Consider the following 20,904-nt stretch of genomic DNA (forward strand, 5'->3'; position numbering starts at 1 on the left):
GGCCCTGCCGCTTCCCCCCGCCGAAGGCGGCGCTGTAGCATCCCGCTGGAAGCATCCAATTGTCGCGCCAGACGCGGTCCCCTGCAGGGTGCCGCTCGCGCCACCTCCCTCCGTTCAGGCGAATTACCCGATGGGAACTCTGCTCAAGTTGTCGCACCTCATCGACGCGTTCAGCCGCTTCATCGGCAAGTCGATCATCTGGCTGGTGCTGGCCGCAACGCTGATCAGCGCCGCCAACGCCGTCGCCCGCAAGGCTTTCAGCATCGGCTCGAACGCGTTTCTCGAAATCCAGTGGTACCTGTTCGCCGCAGTGTTCATGCTCGGCGCCGGCTATGCATTTCTGCAGAACGCGCATGTGCGCATCGACGTCATCGCGAACAAGATGAGCAGTCGAATGCGCAACTACGTGGACGTCTTCGGAATCATCGTCTTCCTGCTGCCGCTGTGCTACTTCATGATCAGCTTCTCGTGGCCGGTCGTGCACGGCGCCTACGTGTCCGGCGAGATGTCCTCCAACGCCGGCGGCCTGATCCGCTGGCCCGTCTACGCGCTGGTTCCCGTCGGCTTCGCGCTGCTCGGGCTGCAGGCCGTCTCCGAACTGATCAAGCGCGTCGCCTTTCTGACCGGCCGCGGCCCGGACCCGCTGGCCACCGCCGGACATGACGAAACGAAGAACCACATCCACGCCGCCGTCGGCGACACCTCCGAGGCCAACGCTGCCGGCGAGTCCCAAAAATGATTGAATTCGTCTCCGCCAACATCGCCCCGATCATGTTCGGGGTCATCATCTTCTTCCTGCTTTCCGGCTTCCCGGTCGCATTTTCCCTTTCGGCTTGCGGGCTGTTCTTCGGCTTCGTCGGCCTCGAACTCGGCCTGATTCCCGCCGCCCTGTTCCAGGCGCTGCCGCTGCGGGTGTTCGGCATCATGCAGAACGACACGCTGCTGGCGATCCCGTTCTTCACGCTGATGGGCCTGATCCTCGAACGAAGCGGCATGGCCGAGGATCTGCTCGAGACGGTCGGACAGGTGTTCGGCCCGATCCGCGGCGGCCTCGCCTTCGCGGTGATCTTCGTCGGCGCGCTGCTCGCGGCGACGACTGGCGTCGTCGCCGCGTCGGTGATCTCGATGGGCCTGATTTCGCTGCCGATCATGCTGCGCTACGGTTACAGCCGCCCGGTCGCGGCCGGAGTCATCACCGCCTCCGGCACACTCGCGCAGGCGATTCCGCCGTCGCTGGTGCTGATCGTCATGGCCGACCAGCTTGGCCGCAGCGTCGGCGACATGTACAAGGGGGCGATGATCCCGGCGCTGATGCTCGTCGGGCTCTACGCACTGTTCATCGTCGGGCTGGCGATCTTCAAGCCCAAAATGGTGCCCGCCCTGCCGCCCGAGGCGCTCACCTACCGGGAGCCCAACGGCAGTTCCGGCATGCCCTCGCTCGGCGTCCTGCTCGTCCTGGTCACCGGCATTTCAGTCGCGCTGGGCAAGTACTATGGCGAAGTCCTGAGCTTCATGGAGGGCCAGCCGGTGCCGCAGCCGGCTCTCGACGAAACAATCGTCGTCGCGATGACTTTCGGCACCCTCTTGGCGCTGCTTCTCGCCGTCCTGAACCGCATCTTCCGGCTCGGCCTGCTGTCGCGCATCGCCGAACGCGTGACCTTCGTGCTGATCCCGCCGCTGACGCTGATCTTCCTCGTGCTCGGCACGATCTTCCTCGGGGTCGCGACGCCGACCGAAGGCGGCGCGATGGGGGCAGTCGGCGCGCTGGCGATGGCAGTGTCGCGTCGCCGGCTCGATTTCAGGACGCTGCTTCAGGCGCTCGAAGCGACCTCGCGGCTGTCGATCTTCGTACTCTTCATCCTCGTCGGGTCGACGATCTTCAGCTTTGTGTTCACCGCGGTCGACGGCCAGATCTGGGTCGAACACCTGTTCGACCGGCTACCCGGCGGGCAGCTCGGCTTCCTGCTGTTTGTCAACACGGTGATCTTCTTCCTCGGTTGCTTCATCGACTTCTTCGAGATCGCGTTCATCCTGCTGCCGCTGCTCGGACCTGTCGCCGAAAACATGGGCATCGACCTGATCTGGTTCGGCGTGATCATCGCGATCAACCTGCAGACCTCGTTCCTGACGCCGCCGTTCGGCTTCGCGCTGTTCTACCTGCGCAGCGTCGCGCCGGTCGCCTCGTACCCCGATCGCGTCACCGGCAAGCGCATCGAGGGCGTCAAGACCGGCGACATCTATCGCGGATCGATTGCGTTCGTCATCATCCAGCTGATCATGGTGGGCCTCATCATCGGCTTCCCGCAGCTGGTGACCGGCGGTCTCGATGACGCCGTCAAGATCGATCTCGACACCATCCAGATCCAGCAACCACCGGGCGGTGCCGGCGGCTGGGGCGACAACGGGGGCGGCGACGCATGGAAATGACGACTCCGACGCGGCTATGCCTGGTCCGACACGGCGAGACCGCGTGGAACGCGGAAAGACGTCTGCAGGGACACCTGGACGTGCCGCTCAATGAAATCGGTCACATCCAGGCCGAAGCGACTGCCGCAAGCCTCGCCGGACACCGCTTCACCGCGCTCTACTGCAGCGACCTGCGTCGCGCGCAGCAAACCGCGGCGGCGGCGGGCCGCACGCTCGGGTTCGAGGCGACGCTCGAACCCGAACTGCGCGAACGGCACTACGGGGTATTCCAGGGCCTCACCTACGACGAAGCCCGCGAGCGGTTCCCGCAGGACTACGCGCGCTTCCACGCCCGCGACCCCGACTTCGCCTTTTGCGGCGACGGCGAGAGCCTCCGCGCTTTCGCGGCGCGCGTCCACCGCGCCCTCGAACGTATCGTCGTCCGTCATGCAGGCCGGCAGGCGCTGGTCGTCACGCACGGCGGCGTGCTCGACATCGCCCATCGCCTTGCGGCGGGCAAGGCGCTCGACGCGCCGCGCGACTTCACGATTCCGAACGCCGCGCTCAACTGGATCGAGTTCGACGGCCGCCGCTGGCACCTTCTCGCGTGGGCCGATCAGGCTCACCTGGCAGCCGCCCGCGACGAACTGCCGAACACCTGACGTCACGTTCGGCACACGCGTCTGCAAGAGATGTCCGCGCCGCTGCGGGCGAACGCTTGCCCCACCATGGCCGCTTGCGGTGCGTGCTAATATCCGCTTTTAAAACCAATCGCTTCGAGTCCGTCTCATGTTCTCTGCGCAAGACACCCTCGCCAAGGTCGACCCCGAACTGTGGACCGCCATCCAGGCCGAAAACCGCCGCCAGGAAGACCACATCGAACTCATCGCTTCGGAAAACTACGTTTCCCACGCCGTGATGGAAGCGCAGGGCTCCCAGCTGACGAACAAGTACGCTGAAGGCTACCCGGGCAAGCGCTACTACGGTGGCTGCGAGCACGTCGATGTCGCCGAGCAGATCGCAATCGACCGCATCAAGAAGCTGTTCGGCGCGGAAGCCGCCAACGTCCAGCCGAACTCCGGCTCGCAGGCGAACCAGGCGGTGCTGATGGCCTTCGCGAAGCCCGGCGACACGATCATGGGGATGAGCCTCGCCGAAGGCGGTCACCTCACGCATGGCATGCCGCTGAACATGTCGGGCAAGTGGTTCAACGTCGTGGCCTACGGTCTTGACGAAAAGGAAGAGATCGACTACGACGCGATGGAACGGCTCGCGCGCGAGCACAAGCCGCGCATCATCATCGCCGGCGCCTCCGCCTATTCGCTGCGCATCGACTTCGAACGCTTCGCGAAAATCGCGAAGGAAATCGGCGCGATCTTCTGGGTCGACATGGCGCACTACGCCGGCCTGATCGCCGCCGGCTACTACCCCAACCCGGTGCCGCACGCCGACGTCGTGACCTCGACAACGCACAAGACGCTGCGCGGCCCGCGCGGCGGCATCATCCTGATGAAGGCCGAACACGAGAAAGCCATCAACTCGGCGATCTTTCCGGGCTTGCAGGGCGGCCCGCTGATGCATGTCATCGCCGCGAAGGCGGTCGCTTTCAAGGAAGCGCTGACGCCGCAGTTCCGTGATTACCAGGAACAGGTCATCGCGAATGCGCGAGTCATGGCCCGTGTGCTCGGCGAAGAGCGCGGCCTGCGCATCATCTCGGGCCGCACCGAAAGCCACGTCTTCCTCGTCGACCTGCGCTCGAAAAACATCACCGGCAAAGCGGCCGAAGCAGTGCTCGGCTCGGCGCATATCACGGTGAACAAGAACTCGATTCCGAAGGATCCCGAAAAGCCTTTCGTCACCTCCGGCATCCGCATCGGCTCGCCGGCGATGACGACGCGCGGCTTCACCGAGATCGAAGCCGAGCAGGTCGCGCACCTGATCGCCGACGTCCTCGACGCACCGCAGGACGAGGCAGTCCTCGCGAATGTGCAGGCCAAGGTCGCCGAACTGTGCGCCCGTCACCCGGTGTATGGAAAGTAGGCGATTGCGCCTGGGCCGCGAGCACGTGCCGGCGCATGACAGCGGCTTTTCGCCGGCTGTTCGGACCGGCGCCGCAGTGTCCCGGCGCCGATCGTGAAGTGCCCTTTCTGTGGCGACCCGAACACCCAGGTCGCCGACACGCGTGAGAACGAAGGCGGCGAAGTGGTTCGCCGCCGGCGACGGTGTCCGAAGTGCGACAAGCGCTTCACGACGTACGAGCGCATCGACCTGAAGATGCCGCACATCGTCAAACGCAATGGCAACCGCAGCGAGTTCGAGCACGACAAGCTTGCCGGCAGCATGAAACTCGCGTTGCGCAAGCGCCCGGTCACGCTCGAAGCGCTGGACGCGGCGGTCGACCGCATCGAGGCGAAACTGCTGGCTCTCGGCGAACAGGAAGTGCCGAGCGAGAAAGTCGGCGAACTCGTCATGCGTGAACTCAAGAAGCTCGACAAGGTCGCCTACATCCGTTTTGCCTCGGTTTATCGCAACTTCGCCGACGTCGACGAGTTCGCTGAGGTGATTCGCGAAGTCAAGGCGCGCCCCAAACGCAATCGTCCCGCAGAACCCCCGGAACCGACCTCCGAGAATGACCTATTCCGAAGCTGACCATGTCGCGATGGCCCGCGCACTGCAACTGGCCGAGCGCGGACTCGAGACAACGACGCCGAACCCGCGGGTCGGCTGCGTCCTGATGAAGGAAGGCAGCATTGTCGGCGAAGGCTGGCATCGGCGCGCCGGCGAACCGCACGCCGAAGTCATCGCGCTGCGCGCCGCCGGCGACACGGCGCGCGGCGCGACCGCCTACGTGACGCTCGAACCCTGCACCCATCACGGGCGCACTCCCCCGTGTGCCGACGCGCTGATCGCCGCCGGCGTCACGCGCGTCGTCGCGGCGATGGAAGATCCGAATCCGCTCGTCGCCGGCACCGGAGTGGGCCGCCTTCGCGCGGCGGGCCTCGCCGTCACCACGGGCCTGCTCGCGAGCGACGCGCACGAACTCAATATCGGCTTCGTGTCCCGCATGACACGGGGACGCCCGTGGGTGCGGCTGAAAACCGCGAGCACCCTCGACGGCAAGACCGCGCTGAACAATGGCGTCAGCCAGTGGATCACCGCGGACGCGGCGCGGCGCGACGGACATCGCTGGCGCGCGCGCGCGTGCGCGGTGCTCACCGGCATCGGCACCGTGCGGGAGGACGATCCGCAGCTTACCGTGCGAGCGGTGCCGTGCGAGCGCCAGCCGCTGCGGGTGCTCGTCGACGCGCGGCTCGACATCCCCCTGTCGGCGAAACTGCTGCAGGGAGGGGGCTGCCTGATCGCTACTGCCATCGAGGACTGCGAGAAAAGCGCGGCGCTGGCGGCACTCGGTGCCGAAGTCGTCGTGCTGCCGAATGGCCGGGGGAAAGTCGATCTGCCGAGCCTGATGCGCGAACTCGGTGACCGCGGCATCAACGAAGTGCATGTCGAAGCGGGACTCAAGCTCAACGGTTCGTTGCTGCGCGAGAACTGCGTCGACGAACTGTTGCTCTACGTCGCGCCAATGCTGGTCGGCGACGCCGCCCAGGGACTGTTCAACCTGCCTGAACTCGTGCAACTCGACCGCGCGATACGGCTGCAATGGCGCGACGTCCGCTTCATCGGCGGAGATCTTCGCGTGCTCGCTCGTCCACTGAAAGCCGGAACCTGAAGCGGGTCGCCCGGGAACTCAGTCATCCCGGCCGGCGCACACTTCACAGGCCGGATCGCGACCGAGCAGGACGCTGCGCCATTCCATCGCGAGGCCGTCGAGCAGCAGCAGGCGGCCGTCGAGCGAAGTGCCGCAGCCGATCAGAAGCTTCAGCGCCTCGGCCGCTTGCGTCGCACCGATGATGCCGGTGAGCGGTGCGAACACGCCCATCACGGCGCAACGCACTTCGTCCACATCCTGGCCTTCGGGAAACAGGCAATGGTAGCAGGGGCTGTCGGATTGGCGCAGGTCGAAGACTGAAACCTGCCCGTCGAAGCGGATCGCCGCGCCCGAGACGAGCGGCTTGCGAAAGCGGACGCAGGCACGATTGATCGCGTGCCGGGTGGCGAAATTGTCGGAACAGTCGAGCACCAGGTCCGCCGCAGCGACCTGTTCGTCGAGCGCAGCTCCATCGAGGCGCACCGCGAGCGGCTCGATCCGCGCCTGCGGGTTGAGCCGGAGCAGCGTGTCGCGCCCCGACTCGACCTTCAGGCGTCCCACCCCTTCGGCGGTGTGCAGGATCTGGCGCTGCAGATTCGTCAGATCGACGGTATCCCCATCGCACAGCACCACGGTCCCGACTCCGGCTGCGGCAAGATACATCGCCGCCGGCGAGCCGAGCCCTCCGGCCCCGATCACCAGCACTCGCGACGCGAGAATCGCCTCCTGCCCCTCGACGCCGATTTCGGGCAGCAGGATATGCCGGCTGTAGCGCAAAAGCTGGTCGTCATTCATCGGAGAGAAAAACCCGGGAGAGGCGGAAGCGCCGGCATGGAAAAGGAAAGGGCCTGGGGAAGGAACCTGGGGAACCCGGCCTACTTGTATTCACGGAATTCCAGCGGTGTGTCGTCGTGGTCGCCGTGGAGGTGATGGTCATACGCCGTCACGTAGACTTCGTTCGATTTCTTGATCAGCCGCTCAGGCGAGCCGAGATTGTGCCGCTGCGTTTCCTCGCAAAAATAAACGAAAGTCCGCACCAGCCGCCAGTAAAGCGCGCCGTCGAGGTGAAAACCGGCCTCGGACAACGCGCTCTCGACCATTTCGAGCGAAAACTCGAGCACCGAATAGGAGACCACCAGCGACAGCGGATGTTCACCGGACGAAACCCGCAACCCCTTGAACATCTGCAGCGAGCGCATCGCCTGCGCGACCTGGCCGGGGGGCAGGGATGCGAAACGGATTTCCCGCTGCTTCTCCAGCCCGGTTCCGGCAACCGGGTGGTCATGATGCCTGCCGGCCAGCTTGTAGGCAGTCTCCCGACGCATCACCTCTCCTTATTGCGCTTTTATTCCTTCTTATTCTGGACGATCTGCAGCCCCTTGAGAAGGTTGATCGCCTGGTTCAGCTGGTAGTCGTCCTTGCTCGCGAGTTCCGGACGCGGCAGCGCTTCGGCCTCGTCGTCGGCAGGCGACTGGTCGCCCGCTTTCGGTTCGTCGGCCTTCTTCGGCTCTGCCTCGGGATCGCGGTCATTGCCGAGGTGACGCTCCAGGTCGGCCTCGCGCAGGCGACGCGAGGAGCCGTTTGCCGTTTCCTCGACGATGATGTCGGGCTCGATGCCTTTCGCCTGGATCGAGCGGCCGCTCGGCGTGTAGTACCTGGCTGTCGTCAGCTTGATCGCGGTGTTGCTGTTGAGCGGCAGGATCGTCTGGACCGAGCCCTTGCCGAACGTCTGCGTTCCCATCACGACCGCGCGTCGGTGGTCCTGCAACGCGCCTGCTACGATTTCGGAAGCCGAGGCCGAACCGGCATTGACGAGCACGACCATCGGGAGCGTCCGCGCGCCCGCCGGCAAGTCCTTGAGGAAATCCTCACGGCTGCCGCGCAGGTAGTCGTCCGCCCGCGCGCGATATTCACGCTTCGCGTCATCGGTCCGTCCGTCCGTCGACACCACCAGCGCATTCGCCGGCAGGAACGCCGAAGCGACGCCGACGGCGCCGTGCAGCAAGCCACCCGGATCGTTGCGCAGGTCGAGCACCAGGCCTTTCATGTCTCCTTCCTTGGCGAGCTTGGCAAGGTGCTCGGCGACGGCTTGCGAAGTGTTTTCCTGGAACTGCGCGACGCGCAGGTAACCATAGCCGGGCTCGACCATCTTCGACTTGACGCTCTGCACCTTGATCACTTCGCGCGTCAGCGTCACCACCACCGGGCGGTCCTCGCCCTTGCGCACGATGGTCAGCGTGATGTCGGTCTTCGGCTTGCCGCGCATCCGCTTGACCGCGTCGCTGAGCGTCATGCCCTTGACCGGCGTTTCGTCGAGCTTGACGATCAGGTCGCCGGCCTTGACGCCGGAGCGGAACGCGGGCGTATCCTCGATCGGCGAAATGACCTTGACGAACCCGTCTTCCATGCCAACTTCGATGCCGAGCCCGCCGAACTCGCCGTGCGTGCCGACCTGCAGCTCCTTGTACGCTTCCACGTCGAGGTACGCGGAGTGGGGATCGAGCCCGCTCAGCATGCCGCTGATCGCGTGGTTGATGAGTTTCTTGTCCTCGACGGGTTCGACGTAGCCCTGCTTGATCGCGTTGAACACGTCGGCAAATGCGCGCAGCTCCTCGACCGGCAGCGGGGCAGCTGAAACTTTGTCGGCACTGGCGGGGAAATTGAGACTGATCAGCACCCCGGCGAACACGCCGGTCATGATCAAACCCGCTTTCTGAAGCTTGTTACGCATGACTACTCCATCGAGGAAAAAACGCCGGGAATCCCGGAAAAGCTAATTGAGCCGCACCCACTGCAGGGGATCGACCGGCTGCCCGCGGTAGCGGATCTCAAAGTATAAACCCGATTCGGAGGCGCCTCCGCTCGCCCCAACGCTGGCGATCGGTTCCCCTCCGGCAATTACGTCGCCAAGCTGTTTCAGCAAGGCATCGTTGTTGCCGTATATCGACAGATAGTCACTGCCGTGGTCGACGATGATGAGGTTGCCGTAGCCGCGCAGCCAGTCGGAGAACACGATCTCGCCCCCCGCCACTGCCCGCACCTCCGCACCGCCGGAGGCGCGTATGAAAACGCCCCGCCACGTCGTGCCACCTTCCGCCCTTGGAGCACCGAAACGTCCAACCAGTTCGCCACGGACCGGAAATCGCATCTTGCCGCGCAACTGCGCAAAGCTCACGCCCGTCGGCGTCGCTCCCGCGGCCTGGCGGACTTCACCGACGACCGCTTCCGAGCGGGAGCGCGGCGTCGAGCGCACCGCTCCCGCCGCGTCCGCCCGCCTCTCCGCCGCCGCCTTTGCTGCCGCGCGGGCCGCAGCTTCGCGCGCGCGGGCAGCCGTCGCGATACGCGCAGCTTCCCGTTCCGCCGCCCGCTTGGCGAGGACCGCCACCAGGCGACCGAGCCGCTGCTGATCCTGGTGCAGCGTTTCCTCTTCCTTGCGCTGGCTGAGCAGTTGCCGGGATATCCCGTCGAGGGCCTGCTTGCGCCTGGCCTGCATCGATTCGAGCGTCGCATGCTGAGCGCGCTGTTGCGCTTCGAGCGCCACGAGGCGGTCGCGCCGCCCGGCAATCGACTCGCCGAGCTCGGCTTTCTGCCGCAGATCCCCGCGCAGCGACTCAATCAGCGCCAGGCGGGCCCTGCCGAGGTGTTCGAGATAATGAGCGTCGCGGGCGAACTGATTCGCGTCGCGGGTCGACAGGAACGGCGCGACCCCGCCGCCCGCGCCATGGACATAGTGCCGGCGCAGCCACTCGCCCAGTTCCGCCTGCCGCCCCGCAATCCGGGCTTCCACCGCTTCCTGCTCGGCCTCGAGGATCGCAAGCGACTTCTCGGTCGTCGCCCGCTCCGCGGCGAGCGCGTGCAGCCGGCGCTGCACCTGCGAAACCGCCCGTTCCGCCGCGGCGAGTTCGGCGGCAGCGCTCGAGCGGGTTTCCTCGGTATCGGCAATTTCCTTGCGCAGATCCGCGATGCGGCGTTTCACCTCTTCGAGGTCGGAACGCTTCTGCACGACCTCGGCCGGCTCGCTCGCCTGCGCGGCAGCGCCCAGCAGGAGCGCCAGCGCCAGCGCAGGGACAAGAGACCGCAACCCGAGCCGGACCATCATTCTCGGGCGACTTTCAGCCCTTCGCCTTGCCCTGTCCCGCCACTGCAGCCTCGGCCGCGCGGATCGTGTCGGCATCCGCGAGGTAGTAGCTCCTGATCGGGCGCAGATTCGCGTCCAGCTCATAGACGAGCGGCTGCGCGGTCGGGATGTTCAGGCCGACGATTTCGCTGTCCGAGATGTTGTCGAGATACTTGATCAGCGCGCGCAGGCTGTTGCCGTGGGCCGCGATCAGGATGCGGCGACCGGCCAGGATGTTCGGCACGATCACCGTCTCCCAGTACGGCACGAAGCGCGCCACCGTATCCTTGAGGCATTCGGTGCGCGGGAACTGCGCGCGCGGCAGCGAAGCATAGCGCGGGTCGCCGCTGGTGAGCCGTTCGTCGCCCTCCGGCAGCGGCGGCGGCGGCGTGTCATATGAACGGCGCCACACGAGCACCTGGTCGTCGCCGAATTTCGCTGCGGTCTCGGCCTTGTTGAGCCCCTGCAAGTCGCCGTAATGCCGTTCGTTCAGGCGCCACGAATGCTCCACCGGCAGCCACAGCGAGTCGAGTTCCTCGAGGACGATGTTCAGCGTCTTGTTGGCACGCTTGAGTACCGACGTGTAGGCCAGGTCGAAAGTGTAGCCCTCTCGCTTCAGCAAGTGGCCAGCTCCCCGGGCCTCCTCGACACCTTTCTCGGTGAGATCGACGTCGGTCCAGCCGGTGAAGCGGTTGTCCTTGTTCCAGGTAGACTCGCCATGGCGAAGCAGAACGATTTTGTACATGAACGCTCGGGAAAAAGTGATTGAAGTTGTGAAGCTGACGTATCGGACGACGGGACGAGACCGGCTCGAGAGCGCCCGGCGCAACACAAAGACACCGGACTCGCCCTTAATCGGGCCGCGGTATTTTATACTAGTCGCCTGATCTGCACTTCACCGCCACAGTGAACAACAACGCCATCATCGACCTGATCGACAAGCACGAACACATCGAGACTGCCGCTCGTGCCCTCAAGGCGATTGCACACCCGCTGCGGCTCAAGATCCTGTGCGTCCTCGGCGAGAGCGAAATCTGCGTCCAGGAAATCGTGGAGGCGGTCGGCACCTCGCAGAGCAACATCTCCCAGCACCTGGCGATCCTCCGGGACAAGGGGGTGCTGCAAACCCGAAAGGATGCGAATCGCGTCTATTACCGTGTCTGCGACCAGCGGACGCTGCAGCTGATCGTGCTGATGCGCGAAGTGTTCTGCGGCGTCGCGCGCGACAGGATTTGAGCCGGCAATCCCGGTTGCCATCTCGATTGGTACCGCAGTTGTCATCGCAGTTGTCATCATTCGCATCGAACCCCTAGAACGGAGCAAGATTTCGTGGAATTCCTCCAGCAAAACTGGTACTGGGCTGCGCTCGCGGTAGCGAGCGGCAGCTGGCTGCTGTTCGACTTCGCGCGCGCACAAGGCGACAAAAGCCAGGTCTCCCCGATCGAGGCGACGCTGCTGATCAACCGCGAAGAGGCGATCGTCATCGACATTCGCGACCAGGCCGAATACTCGCGCGGCCATATCCCGAACGCACGCCATATTCCGCAGAGCGATCTCGAACGGCGCAGCGCGGAGCTCGCGAAGTTCAAGGATCGTCCGCTGATCGTTTATTGTTTCACCGGCGCTCGCTCGTCTGCGGCGGTTGCAACGCTGAGGAAAGCGGGATTCGAGAAACTCTTCAACCTGCGGGGCGGCCTCGTCGAATGGGAAAAAGCCGGGCAGCCGGTCAGCCGCAAGAGGAAATGAACATGGCAAAAATCAGAATGTATGCCACGAACGTGTGCCCCTACTGTGTGCGTGCCGAACAGCTCCTCAAGCGCAAAGGCGTGACCGACATCGAGAAGATCCGCGTCGATCAGGACCCGTCGTTGCGCGACGAGATGATCAGGCTCACCGGGCGCCGGACGGTACCGCAAATCTTCATCGGCGACCTGCATGTCGGCGGTTGCGACGATCTGTTCGATCTTGACCACGCCGGCAAACTCGATTCCTTGTTGGCCGCGCCCTGAACGTCCTGACCCGGGGGCCTGGCGCCGCGTTGAGGCGCACCACCACCAGCCGGGTCACTTCGCATTCTCCGCTTTCACCGATTTACTTCCCCGATCCACTTCCCCAAGTCACTTTCTTTTCCAGGCCTCTCCATGACCGAAAACGCACAAGCCGCGCAACCCGTCTTCTCGATCGAAAAACTCTACGTCAAGGATCTCTCGCTCGAAGTACCCAACGCGCCGAAGATTTTCCTCGACCGTGAGAACCCGCAGATCAATGTTCAGCTGCGCACCGAGGCCAGCAACGTCGACGAAGGCGTTTTCGAAGTTACGCTGACGGTGACCGTATCGTCGAAACTGCCCGAAGACCGGACGGTGTTTCTCGTCGAGGTTGCGCAGGCAGGTATTTTCCAGATCCGCAACATTCCGGAAGGCGATCTCGAGGCGGTGATGATGATCGGCTGCCCGAACATCCTTTTCCCGTATGCGCGCGAATCGGTGTCGGATGCGATCACCCGCGCCGGCTTCCAGCCGGTGGTGCTTGCCCCGGTGAACTTCGAATCGCTGTACCAGGCCCAGCAACAACAGCAGGCCGCGGCGGCCGCGCAGGCCGGCGAGCTCCCGATCCAGTGAGACGAATGCGCGCGAACATTCGCTTCTCGCTGTCCCTTGCCGCCGCGCTGGCCCTGTCGGCCGGCGCCGCCGATGCGATCGAATTCCGTTCGGTCGGCGAACCCGCCGTGCTGTTCGACGCGCCTTCCGAGAAGGGCAAGCGTCTGTACATCGTAGCCCCGGGAACCCCTGTCGAAGTCGTCGTGACGCTCGACAAGTGGGTCAAGGTGCGCGATGCGGGCGGAGCGCTGACCTGGATCGAACGGCGCGCGTTGTCGGAAAAACGCACCGTGATGGTCGCCGTGCCGCGGGCCGTGGTGCGCCAGCACCCGGCAGACGAGGCGTCGGCGGCATTCGAGACCGTCAAGGATGCAGTCCTCGAATTCGTCGCGCAATCGGGCGATGGCTGGATCCAGGTCCGCCACAAGGACGGCACGCAGGGCTACCTCAAGATCAGCGAAGTGTGGGGGCTTTGACTCGGATGCGCATCGCCGTCTTCGGCGCCGGTGCCTGGGGCACCGCCTTGGCGCTCGCGTTCAGCGCGCGCCACGACGTCGTGCTGTGGGGTCGCGATGCAGGCCACATCGACACCCTCGCCGCGACGCGGCACAACGAGCGTTACCTGCCCGGCGTGCCCTTTCCGGAAGAACTGGCCCTGACGGCCGACTTCGCCGCCGCTGCCCGCGCCGCCGACCTGCACCTCGTCGTCACGCCGCTCGCTGGCCTTCGCGCCGCCGTGGGCGAACTCAACACACTGCAGCCCGACACGCCGTTGATCTGGGCATGCAAGGGTCTCGAAGCGGGGACCGGCAAGCTGCCGCATGAAATCGTCGCCGAGGAGCTCGGGCCCGCAGCCCGCTGCGGCGTATTGACCGGCCCCAGCTTCGCCGCCGAAGTCGCCCGCGCAATGCCGACCGCGGTGACGCTGGCAGCGACCGATCCGGCTTTCGCCCGTCGCTGGGTTCCTGCACTGCACCAGCCGCGCTTGCGCATTTACGCGAACTCCGACCTCGTCGGCGCCGAGATCGGCGGCGCGATCAAGAACGTGCTCGCGATCGCCGCAGGTGTCTCCGACGGCATGGGATTCGGCCTCAATGCGCGCGCAGCACTGATCACCCGCGGACTCGCCGAAATCGCGCGGCTCGCCGAAGCCCTTGGCGGGCGCCCCGAAACCCTGATGGGCCTCGCCGGCATGGGGGACCTGATCCTGACCTGCACCGGCGACCTGTCGCGCAACCGACGCGTCGGACTCGCACTCGCCCAAGGCAAGACCCTCGCCGAGATCCTCGGCGAACTCGGCCATGTCGCCGAAGGCGTGTCCACCGCCCGCGAAGTCGTCAAGCTCGCTGCCCGCCACGACGTCGAGATGCCGCTGTGCGAAGCCGTCGACACCCTGCTCCACGACGCCCGCCTCGGCCCGCGCGAAGTTGTCGAGCAACTGCTGTCGCGCGAGCCGCGCCGCGAGTGAGCCGCAAGGCGTTCGCGCCTGTTGCAGCACCGCAGCGTTCCTCCGTCCGCCCCCGTCGCTTCCCCCCGGGGCAGACGCGCCCGAGCTCAAGTCGCGCCGGCAAATCCCAGTTGGCGCCACGCTTCGAAAACGACGACCGCGACCGCGTTCGACAGGTTGACGCTGCGGTTGGCCGGGCACATCGGGATGCGCAGCGTCTGCATGTCCGGCACCGAATCGAGGACTTCGGCCGGCAGCCCGCTGGTTTCGCGGCCGAAAAGCAGCACGTCGTCAGCCCGGTAGTCGACCAGATCGTAGCGTGTCCGGCCCTTTGTGCTCAGCGCCAGCAGGCGCCGGCCGGCGAGCGCGGACAGACAGGCGTTCCAGTCGTCGTGAACGGTGAGCGTCGTCAGATCGTGGTAATCGAGGCCGGCGCGCGCGAGTTGCCGGTCGGAGAGATCGAAGCCGAGCGGGCGCACGAGATGCAGGCGTGCGCCGGTGTTGGCCGCGAGCCGGATCGTGTTGCCGGTGTTCGGCGGGATTTCGGGCTGGAAGAGAACGATATCGAGCATGTCAGTGGGGGGAAGGTGTGCGCGCGACGACGAGGTTTTCGACGCGCGCGGCGCCATGCATCTTGAGCGTGCGGGCGAGCTCGTCGAGCGTCGCGCCGGTCGTCATGACGTCGTCGACGACGATCACTGTGCGGCCGGCAAACGAGGCCTCGCAACGGAAGGCGCCCCGCATATTGACGCTTCGCTCCTTCCACGGCAAGGACACCTGCGGCACGGTGTTCAGCGCGCGCGCAACCGCCACGAGTTCGAGCGGCAAGCCCCATGCGCGTCCGAGCGGACGGGCGATCTCGACGGCCTGGTTGAAGCCGCGCTGGCGCAGCCGACGGACATGCAGCGGCATCGGCAGCAGGACCGCAGCCGGCCGGGGAGCGCCGAGCGGCAACAGCACCTCGGCGAAAAAATTCGCCAACGCCAGCCGGTGCCGATACTTGAGCCCCTGGACGATACGATCCACGGGAAAAGCGTACGCAAACGCGGCGCGGCTCGCATCGAACGCCGGGGGATTGTGCAGGCAGCGCCCGCAGGTGGCACCCTCGACAGTCGGAACGGCACATACCGGGCACGAAGCCGGCTGGCGCGGCAGATCGTTCCGGCAGGCGCTGCACAGCGCGGCTGCGCCCGACATCGAACCGCACACGAAGCACTCCTGCGGCATCAGCAGATCTGCGATCCGGCGCGCGCGAAAGCGCAACGCATCGAGCACGTTTGACAAGATTTCCGCCAATGAAGGAACATGCGAAGCTTCGCATTACATCCCGGAACCGCTTTCATGACAATGACTTCAGCGCCCGCTGCCGAACGCCCGGCCGCCCCGGCCGTACCCCGCATCAAGTGGACCGTGGTCGAAGCCGTCGAGCTGTTCGAACAGCCTTTCATGGACCTGCTCTTCCGCGCGCAGCAGGTGCATCGCGCACATTTCGACCCGAACGCGGTGCAGCGCTCGACGCTGCTGTCGATCAAGACCGGCGGCTGCTCGGAAGACTGCGGCTACTGCTCGCAATCGACGCGCCACAATACCGGGCTAGACCGTGAACAGCTGCTGAAAGTGGCCGAAGTCGTCGAGCACGCGAAAGCGGCGAAAGCGAAGGGAGCGTCGCGCTTCTGCATGGGCGCGGCGTGGCGCGGGCCCAAAGACAAGGACATGGAGACGGTGCTGGCGATGGTGCGCGAGGTCAAGGCGCTCGGCCTCGAGACCTGCGTGACCCTCGGCATGCTCAAAGGCGACCAGGCGCTGCAGCTCAAGGAAGCCGGCCTCGACTACTACAACCACAATCTCGACACCGCGCCGGAGTTCTATGGCCAAGTCATCACGACGCACACCCTGGCGGACCGCCTCGACACGCTCGAACAGGTGCGTGGCGCCGGCATCAACGTCTGTTCCGGCGGCATCGTCGGCATGGGCGAGGGACGGCGCAGCCGGGCCGGCCTGCTGGTGCAACTCGCGAACATGGCGTCGCCGCCGGAATCGGTGCCGATCAACAACCTCGTACCGGTGCCCGGCACGCCGCTCGAAAACGTCGACAAGATCGATCCGTTCGAATTCGTCCGCACGATCGCCGCGGCCCGCATCATGATGCCGACGAGTTTCGTGCGCCTGTCCGCCGGGCGCCAGCAGATGAGCGACGAGCTGCAGGCGCTGTGCTTCATGGCCGGTGCGAACTCGATCTTCTACGGCGACCGCCTGCTGACGACCGACAATCCCGACACCGACCGCGACGAGGCGCTGTTCGCGCGCCTCGGCCTGCGTCCCGTCTGAGCCGGATGAGCGCTCCGGCCGACTTCACCCTCGCCCGCGAACTCCTCGTCCGGCGCTTCGGCCGTGCCGCGGCGACCTACGACGAGGTTGCGGTGCTCGCGCGCGAAGTCGCGCGCCGGATGGACGAGCGGCTCGACTACATCCGCATCGAACCGAAGCGCATCCTCGACCTGGGCTGCGGCACCGGCGCGGATTTCGGGGGGCTCGGCAGGCGCTACCCGAAAGCGATGCGCATCGGCGCCGATTTCGCGCTGCCGATGCTGGACCGCGCACGCGGCGAGCGCAGCCTCTTCGGGCGGCTGCGCTCACTCGGCCGCAACGCGCCGCCGTCACTCGTCTGTGCCGATGCGTCCGCCCTCCCGTTCGCCCGTGCCAGCCTGTCGCTGGTGTGGTCGAACCTGCTGCTCAACTGGCTAGCCGATCCGCTGCCGGCGTTGCGCGAGATGCACCGCGTGCTCGAGACGGACGGCCTGCTGATGTTCTCATCGCTGGGGCCGGACACGCTGAAGGAGCTGCGCGCCGCCTTGCCCGACACCCACGGCACGCGGGTGCACCGCTTCATCGACATGCACGACCTGGGTGACGCGCTGGTCGCAGCCGGCTTCTCCGATCCGGTGATGGACATGGAAGTGCTGACGCTGACCTACGCCAACCTCGACGAACTGCTGCGCGACCTGCGGCTTTCCGGCAGCGCCAACGCGAGCCGGGCGCGGCCCCGCGGGCTCTCGGGCAAGTCGGGCTGGGCCGCGGCGCGCAATGCCCTCGAGGCGCTGCGCCGCGACGGGCGCCTGCCGGCGACTTTCGAGATCGTCCAGGGCCACGCATGGAAAGCGCAGCCGAAAACGACCGAGGACGGCCGCGCGGTCATGCAGTTCCAGCCGCGCAAGCTGCGGGGATGAACGCTCCGCTCCCGCCCCGACTGGTGTGGCTGTTCGACCTCGACAACACGCTGCACAACGCCAGCGCCCACATCTTCCCGCACATCAACCGCAGCATGACAGCGTACCTCGAGCAGCACCTGTCGCTGAGCCCGGAGGAAGCGAACGCGCTGCGGGTTCACTACTGGCATCGCTACGGAGCGACGCTGCTCGGCCTCGTGCGCCACCACGGCACGAACCCGCACCACTTTCTCGAGGCGACGCATCGCTTCGAGAAACTGCACAAGCTGATGGTGTTCGATCGCGCGCTGCGCTCGATGCTGCGTCGTCTGCCGGGGCGCAAGATCGTGTTCTCGAACGGCCCGCAGCGTTACGCCGAAGCGGTCGTCGAGGCGATGGGCATCCGCCGGCATTTCCATGACGTGTTCGGCATCGAGCAAATGCGCTTCCATCCGAAGCCCGGCGTGCAGGCGTTTCGCCACCTGCTCCACGACCACCGCCTGGATCCGCGCCGCTGCGTGCTCATCGAGGATTCGGCCGAGAACCTGCGCACCGCGAAGCGGCTCGGCATGAAGACCGTGCTGGTCGGCGAGGGCCTGAAGCAGCCCGCGTATGTCGACATGAAAATCAGTTCGATCCTGCGCCTGCACCGTGCCGCCCGGCCGTGGCTCGCCTGACCCCGGGACGGAAAAAGCTCAGGCCCCTTTCAACCAGCGCGCCGCGTCGAGAGCGAAGTACGTCAGGATGCCGTCGGCGCCTGCGCGCTTGAACGACAGCAGCGCCTCCATCACGCACGCCTCCTCCGACAGCCAGCCGTTCGCGATTGCCGCCTTCAGCATCGCGTACTCGCCACTGACCTGATACACATACGTCGGCACCTGCAGTTCGGTCTTCACGCGCCGGACGATGTCGAGGTACGGCATCCCCGGCTTGACCATGAACATGTCGGCCCCTTCGGCGATGTCGAGCGCGACTTCGCGGAGCGCCTCGTCGGAGTTCGCCGGATCCATCTGGTAAGTGTATTTGTTGCCCGTGCCGAGGTTCCCGGTCGAGCCGACCGCGTCACGGAACGGGCCGTAGAAGCTCGAGGCGTATTTTGCCGCGTACGCCAGAATGCGGGTGTGGATGCGGCCGTCGCGGTCGAGTTCGGCGCGGATGCGCGCGATGCGCCCGTCCATCATGTCGGACGGCGCGACGACATCTGCCCCGGCCTGCGCGTGGCACAGCGCCTGTTTCGCCAGCGCCTCGAGCGTCTCGTCATTGAGCACATAGCCGCGCGGGTCGTCGGCATCGATCAACCCGTCCTGACCGTGGCTGGTATAGGGGTCGAGTGCGACGTCGGTGATCACTCCGAGTTCCGGAAAGCGTGCCTTCAGCGCCTGCACGACCCGCGGCACGAGTCCGTCCGGATTCCACGCCTCTTCCGCGCCGGGCGTCTTGCCCCCGGCCTCGATGACCGGGAACAGCGCCAGCGCCGGCACGCCGAGCGAAACCGCCTCTTCGGCGACGCGCAGCAGGTTGTCGAGCGACACGCGGTTCACCCCCGGCATCGACGGCACCGCTTCGGTGAGGCCCGTCCCTTCGAGCACGAACACCGGATAGATCAGGTCATCCGTGGAAAGCCGGGACTCGCGCATCAGGCGGCGGGAAAAATCGTCGCGGCGCATCCGCCGCATGCGGGTCGCGGGAAAAATTCCGGTAGGGCGCATGGTCAGTCCAGTCAGGTGGAGGCGAAACACCCGGTAACGAAACCGCGGAGGAACTTCGCCGAAAGAGGCTTATCTTATCGTACAGATGGTGACGAGCCATCTCCCGCTTCACCTCCCTGAGCGGGTGCCTTAATCCAGTTAAGGCGTTTGACCCCGGGCTTTATCCCCTTTAGCCCGGGGTTTTTTATTGCCCCGGTGGTTTATCCGCCCAGTTTATCCGCCCACGGCGGGACAGGCTACTTCCCTGCCGCGCGCAACTGGGCGGGGGTAGGAATTGCCGGCAGATCGTCGCTAGGCAGACCGAGCCAGCCAGCCACCTTGTGCTCGACCTCTTCCATGCCGATTTTCTTCAGGCTCGAGAACAGTTGCACGCTGATCTGCGGCCCGAGTGCCGCGACTTCGCGGCGAACGCTGGCGAGCGTGGCCGCAGCCTCGTTGCGCGACAGCTTGTCGCATTTCGTCAACAGCACATGAATCGGCCGCCCTCCGGGCACGAACCAGTCGATCATCTGGCGGTCGAGGGGCGTGAGCGGATGGCGCGAATCCATGATCAGCACCAGTCCGATCAGGTTTTCACGTTTGCGCAGATAGTGCTCGAGCAGCCCCTGCCATTGACGGCGGATGTTTTCCGGCACTTTCGCGTAGCCGTAACCGGGCAGGTCGACGAGCACCGCCCCGCAATCGAGGCGAAAGAAATTGATCAGCTGGGTGCGCCCGGGCGTCTTCGACACGAATGCCAGACGTGTATGATCGGCAAGCGTATTGATGGCGCTCGACTTCCCGGCGTTGGAGCGTCCGGCGAATGCGATTTCCGCGCCCTCCGGAGGAGGCAGAGCCCCTGATTTTGCAATGGAAACTTCGAATCGTGCGTTACGGAAGATCGGCATCTGGGAATCGGCAAGAACAAGGGCGGGGTTAGAGGCGCCCACCTTGCATCGCGCAAAACGGGGTACTTAGTATAGAATAACGCGTTTGTGACGACCGCTCACGGCTTTCTGAGGACACCATGATCAAGCGTTCCCTGCTGCTCCCGCTGCTGCTGGTTGCCGGCGGCCTTCAGGCCCAAGAACCGGCTCCCGATCTTGCAAAGGCGAAAATGACGGCTGAAACCGTCTGCGCCGGCTGCCACGGACCGGATGGCAACAGTCCGATTTCGGCCAATCCAAAGATCGCGGGGCAGCACGAGGAATATCTCTACAAGCAGCTGAGAGCGTTCAAGTCATGGGACGGCAAGCCGCCCGAGCGCGAGAACCCCATCATGGGCGCCATGGTGGCCGGACTCGAAGACGCGGACATGAAAGCGCTCGCGGTCTACTTCGCGTCGCAGAAGCTGCAGCCCGAGAGCGCGAAGAATGCGGAGACGGCACAACAGGGCCAGGACATCTGGCGTGCCGGCATCACCGCGAAAGGCCTGCCGGCCTGCTCGGGCTGTCACGGCCCGACCGGCGCAGGCATGCCGGTCCAGTATCCGCGCATTGCAGGCCAGTTCGCCGAGTACACCGAAGCGCAACTGAAGGCCTTCCGCGACGGCGTACGCAAGAACGATCCGAACCTGATGATGCAGACGATCGCGCTGAAGATGACGGACGCGGAAATCAAGGCGGTCGCGGATTACGTGGCAGGACTGCGTTAAGAACCGAACAGCGGGATCGCAGTTCGTGAACGGGGTGGTTCGGCCACCCTTTTTCTTGCCGGCCCCCGAACCGCCAG

The 20,904-nt window shown here is 65.5% G+C and carries 25 protein-coding genes; 16 read left to right on the plus strand and 9 right to left on the minus strand.

All coding sequences use genetic code 11. The annotated features are described in order from the left end of the window. The first annotated feature begins 130 nt into the window (after positions 1–130). The 6 genes from EBN1_RS02825 (at position 131) to ribD (ending at position 6,136) form a co-directional block, all read left to right on the plus strand. Positions 131–739, plus strand: coding sequence for a TRAP transporter small permease subunit (locus tag EBN1_RS02825; protein ID WP_011236397.1), 609 nt, complete (start codon positions 131–133; stop codon positions 737–739). Further along, entirely contained in the window at positions 736–2,427 is a 1,692-nt protein-coding gene (locus tag EBN1_RS02830; protein ID WP_011236398.1) for a TRAP transporter large permease, read from the plus strand. Before EBN1_RS02825 ends, EBN1_RS02830 begins: the two co-directional genes overlap by 4 nt. Then, positions 2,418–3,068, plus strand: coding sequence for a histidine phosphatase family protein (locus EBN1_RS02835; RefSeq protein ID WP_011236399.1), 651 nt, complete (start codon positions 2,418–2,420; stop codon positions 3,066–3,068). Before EBN1_RS02830 ends, EBN1_RS02835 begins: the two co-directional genes overlap by 10 nt. 127 nt (positions 3,069–3,195) lie before the next feature. After that, the gene (glyA, locus tag EBN1_RS02840; protein ID WP_011236400.1) at positions 3,196–4,446 is read left to right on the plus strand and encodes a serine hydroxymethyltransferase; all 1,251 of its coding nucleotides are present in this window, start codon (positions 3,196–3,198) and stop codon (positions 4,444–4,446) included. Between the two features lie 93 nt (positions 4,447–4,539). Continuing rightward, the gene (gene nrdR / locus EBN1_RS02845; RefSeq protein ID WP_011236401.1) at positions 4,540–5,055 is read left to right on the plus strand and encodes a transcriptional regulator NrdR; all 516 of its coding nucleotides are present in this window, start codon (positions 4,540–4,542) and stop codon (positions 5,053–5,055) included. Further along, positions 5,036–6,136 carry a bifunctional diaminohydroxyphosphoribosylaminopyrimidine deaminase/5-amino-6-(5-phosphoribosylamino)uracil reductase RibD gene (gene ribD / locus EBN1_RS02850; protein WP_011236402.1) on the plus strand — a complete coding sequence of 367 codons (1,101 nt, stop codon included), beginning with the start codon at positions 5,036–5,038 and terminating at the stop codon, positions 6,134–6,136. The genes nrdR and ribD overlap by 20 nt, the downstream gene beginning before the upstream one ends. A gap of 18 nt (positions 6,137–6,154) precedes the next feature. Here the strand turns inward: ribD and EBN1_RS02855 are convergent, their stop codons facing one another. The 5 genes from EBN1_RS02855 to gpmA all read right to left on the minus strand — a co-directional run bounded on the left by EBN1_RS02855 (position 6,155) and on the right by gpmA (position 10,977). Then, on the minus strand, positions 6,155–6,910 hold the full coding sequence (locus EBN1_RS02855) for a HesA/MoeB/ThiF family protein (RefSeq protein WP_011236403.1): 756 nt from the start codon (positions 6,908–6,910) through the stop codon (positions 6,155–6,157). Between the two features lie 80 nt (positions 6,911–6,990). Further along, positions 6,991–7,440, minus strand: coding sequence for a hypothetical protein (locus EBN1_RS02860; protein WP_011236404.1), 450 nt, complete (start codon positions 7,438–7,440; stop codon positions 6,991–6,993). A gap of 20 nt (positions 7,441–7,460) precedes the next feature. Continuing rightward, entirely contained in the window at positions 7,461–8,846 is a 1,386-nt protein-coding gene (locus EBN1_RS02865) for a S41 family peptidase (protein ID WP_011236405.1), read from the minus strand. Between the two features lie 42 nt (positions 8,847–8,888). Then, on the minus strand, positions 8,889–10,214 hold the full coding sequence (locus EBN1_RS02870) for a murein hydrolase activator EnvC family protein (RefSeq protein WP_041645609.1): 1,326 nt from the start codon (positions 10,212–10,214) through the stop codon (positions 8,889–8,891). A 13-nt stretch (positions 10,215–10,227) separates the two neighbouring features. Further along, entirely contained in the window at positions 10,228–10,977 is a 750-nt protein-coding gene (gpmA, locus tag EBN1_RS02875; protein ID WP_011236407.1) for a 2,3-diphosphoglycerate-dependent phosphoglycerate mutase, read from the minus strand. A gap of 161 nt (positions 10,978–11,138) precedes the next feature. Here gpmA and EBN1_RS02880 point away from each other — a divergent pair, with 161 nt between their 5' ends. The 6 genes from EBN1_RS02880 (at position 11,139) to EBN1_RS02905 (ending at position 14,300) form a co-directional block, all read left to right on the plus strand. Further along, entirely contained in the window at positions 11,139–11,468 is a 330-nt protein-coding gene (locus EBN1_RS02880; RefSeq protein ID WP_041645610.1) for an ArsR/SmtB family transcription factor, read from the plus strand. 93 nt (positions 11,469–11,561) lie between these two features. Beyond that, a complete protein-coding gene (locus EBN1_RS02885) occupies positions 11,562–11,978 on the plus strand; it encodes a rhodanese-like domain-containing protein (protein ID WP_041645612.1) in 417 nt (138 codons plus the stop codon). A 2-nt stretch (positions 11,979–11,980) separates the two neighbouring features. After that, complete coding sequence (gene grxC, locus EBN1_RS02890) at positions 11,981–12,241, plus strand: glutaredoxin 3 (protein WP_011236409.1); 261 nt, start codon at positions 11,981–11,983, stop codon at positions 12,239–12,241. Positions 12,242–12,373: 132 nt separating this feature from the next. Beyond that, positions 12,374–12,853, plus strand: coding sequence for a protein-export chaperone SecB (secB, locus tag EBN1_RS02895; RefSeq protein WP_011236410.1), 480 nt, complete (start codon positions 12,374–12,376; stop codon positions 12,851–12,853). 5 nt (positions 12,854–12,858) lie between these two features. Continuing rightward, positions 12,859–13,308, plus strand: coding sequence for an SH3 domain-containing protein (locus tag EBN1_RS02900; RefSeq protein WP_041645614.1), 450 nt, complete (start codon positions 12,859–12,861; stop codon positions 13,306–13,308). A 5-nt stretch (positions 13,309–13,313) separates the two neighbouring features. Next, on the plus strand, positions 13,314–14,300 hold the full coding sequence (locus EBN1_RS02905) for an NAD(P)H-dependent glycerol-3-phosphate dehydrogenase (protein ID WP_011236412.1): 987 nt from the start codon (positions 13,314–13,316) through the stop codon (positions 14,298–14,300). 86 nt (positions 14,301–14,386) lie between these two features. Here the strand turns inward: EBN1_RS02905 and EBN1_RS02910 are convergent, their stop codons facing one another. Then, the gene (locus tag EBN1_RS02910; protein WP_011236413.1) at positions 14,387–14,851 is read right to left on the minus strand and encodes a tRNA (cytidine(34)-2'-O)-methyltransferase; all 465 of its coding nucleotides are present in this window, start codon (positions 14,849–14,851) and stop codon (positions 14,387–14,389) included. 1 nt (position 14,852) lies between these two features. Beyond that, positions 14,853–15,554, minus strand: coding sequence for a ComF family protein (locus EBN1_RS02915; protein ID WP_338390410.1), 702 nt, complete (start codon positions 15,552–15,554; stop codon positions 14,853–14,855). A 66-nt stretch (positions 15,555–15,620) separates the two neighbouring features. Between EBN1_RS02915 and bioB the strand changes: the two genes are divergently transcribed. From bioB to EBN1_RS02930, 3 genes are read left to right on the plus strand one after another with little or no spacing between them, the layout of a single operon-like run. Next, positions 15,621–16,607 carry a biotin synthase BioB gene (gene bioB / locus EBN1_RS02920; protein ID WP_011236415.1) on the plus strand — a complete coding sequence of 329 codons (987 nt, stop codon included), beginning with the start codon at positions 15,621–15,623 and terminating at the stop codon, positions 16,605–16,607. A gap of 5 nt (positions 16,608–16,612) precedes the next feature. Then, entirely contained in the window at positions 16,613–17,506 is an 894-nt protein-coding gene (locus EBN1_RS02925; protein WP_011236416.1) for a methyltransferase domain-containing protein, read from the plus strand. After that, positions 17,503–18,162, plus strand: a complete 660-nt coding sequence (locus tag EBN1_RS02930; protein WP_041645619.1) for a pyrimidine 5'-nucleotidase — start codon at positions 17,503–17,505, stop codon at positions 18,160–18,162. The genes EBN1_RS02925 and EBN1_RS02930 overlap by 4 nt, the downstream gene beginning before the upstream one ends. A gap of 18 nt (positions 18,163–18,180) precedes the next feature. Here EBN1_RS02930 and hemB read toward each other — a convergent pair whose 3' ends face one another. Together hemB and yihA are read right to left on the minus strand one after the other, a co-directional pair. Then, on the minus strand, positions 18,181–19,194 hold the full coding sequence (gene hemB, locus EBN1_RS02935; RefSeq protein WP_011236418.1) for a porphobilinogen synthase: 1,014 nt from the start codon (positions 19,192–19,194) through the stop codon (positions 18,181–18,183). A 236-nt stretch (positions 19,195–19,430) separates the two neighbouring features. Beyond that, positions 19,431–20,081, minus strand: coding sequence for a ribosome biogenesis GTP-binding protein YihA/YsxC (gene yihA, locus EBN1_RS02940; protein WP_011236419.1), 651 nt, complete (start codon positions 20,079–20,081; stop codon positions 19,431–19,433). Positions 20,082–20,200: 119 nt separating this feature from the next. On the opposite strand from yihA, the gene EBN1_RS02945 reads away from it, so the two are divergent. After that, positions 20,201–20,827: a c-type cytochrome gene (locus EBN1_RS02945; RefSeq protein ID WP_011236420.1), complete on the plus strand. Its 627-nt coding sequence runs from the start codon at positions 20,201–20,203 to the stop codon at positions 20,825–20,827. Positions 20,828–20,904: the final 77 nt, after the last annotated feature.

This window comes from Aromatoleum aromaticum EbN1 (assembly GCF_000025965.1).
GTDB classification, from domain to species: Bacteria; Pseudomonadota; Gammaproteobacteria; order Burkholderiales; family Rhodocyclaceae; genus Aromatoleum; species Aromatoleum aromaticum.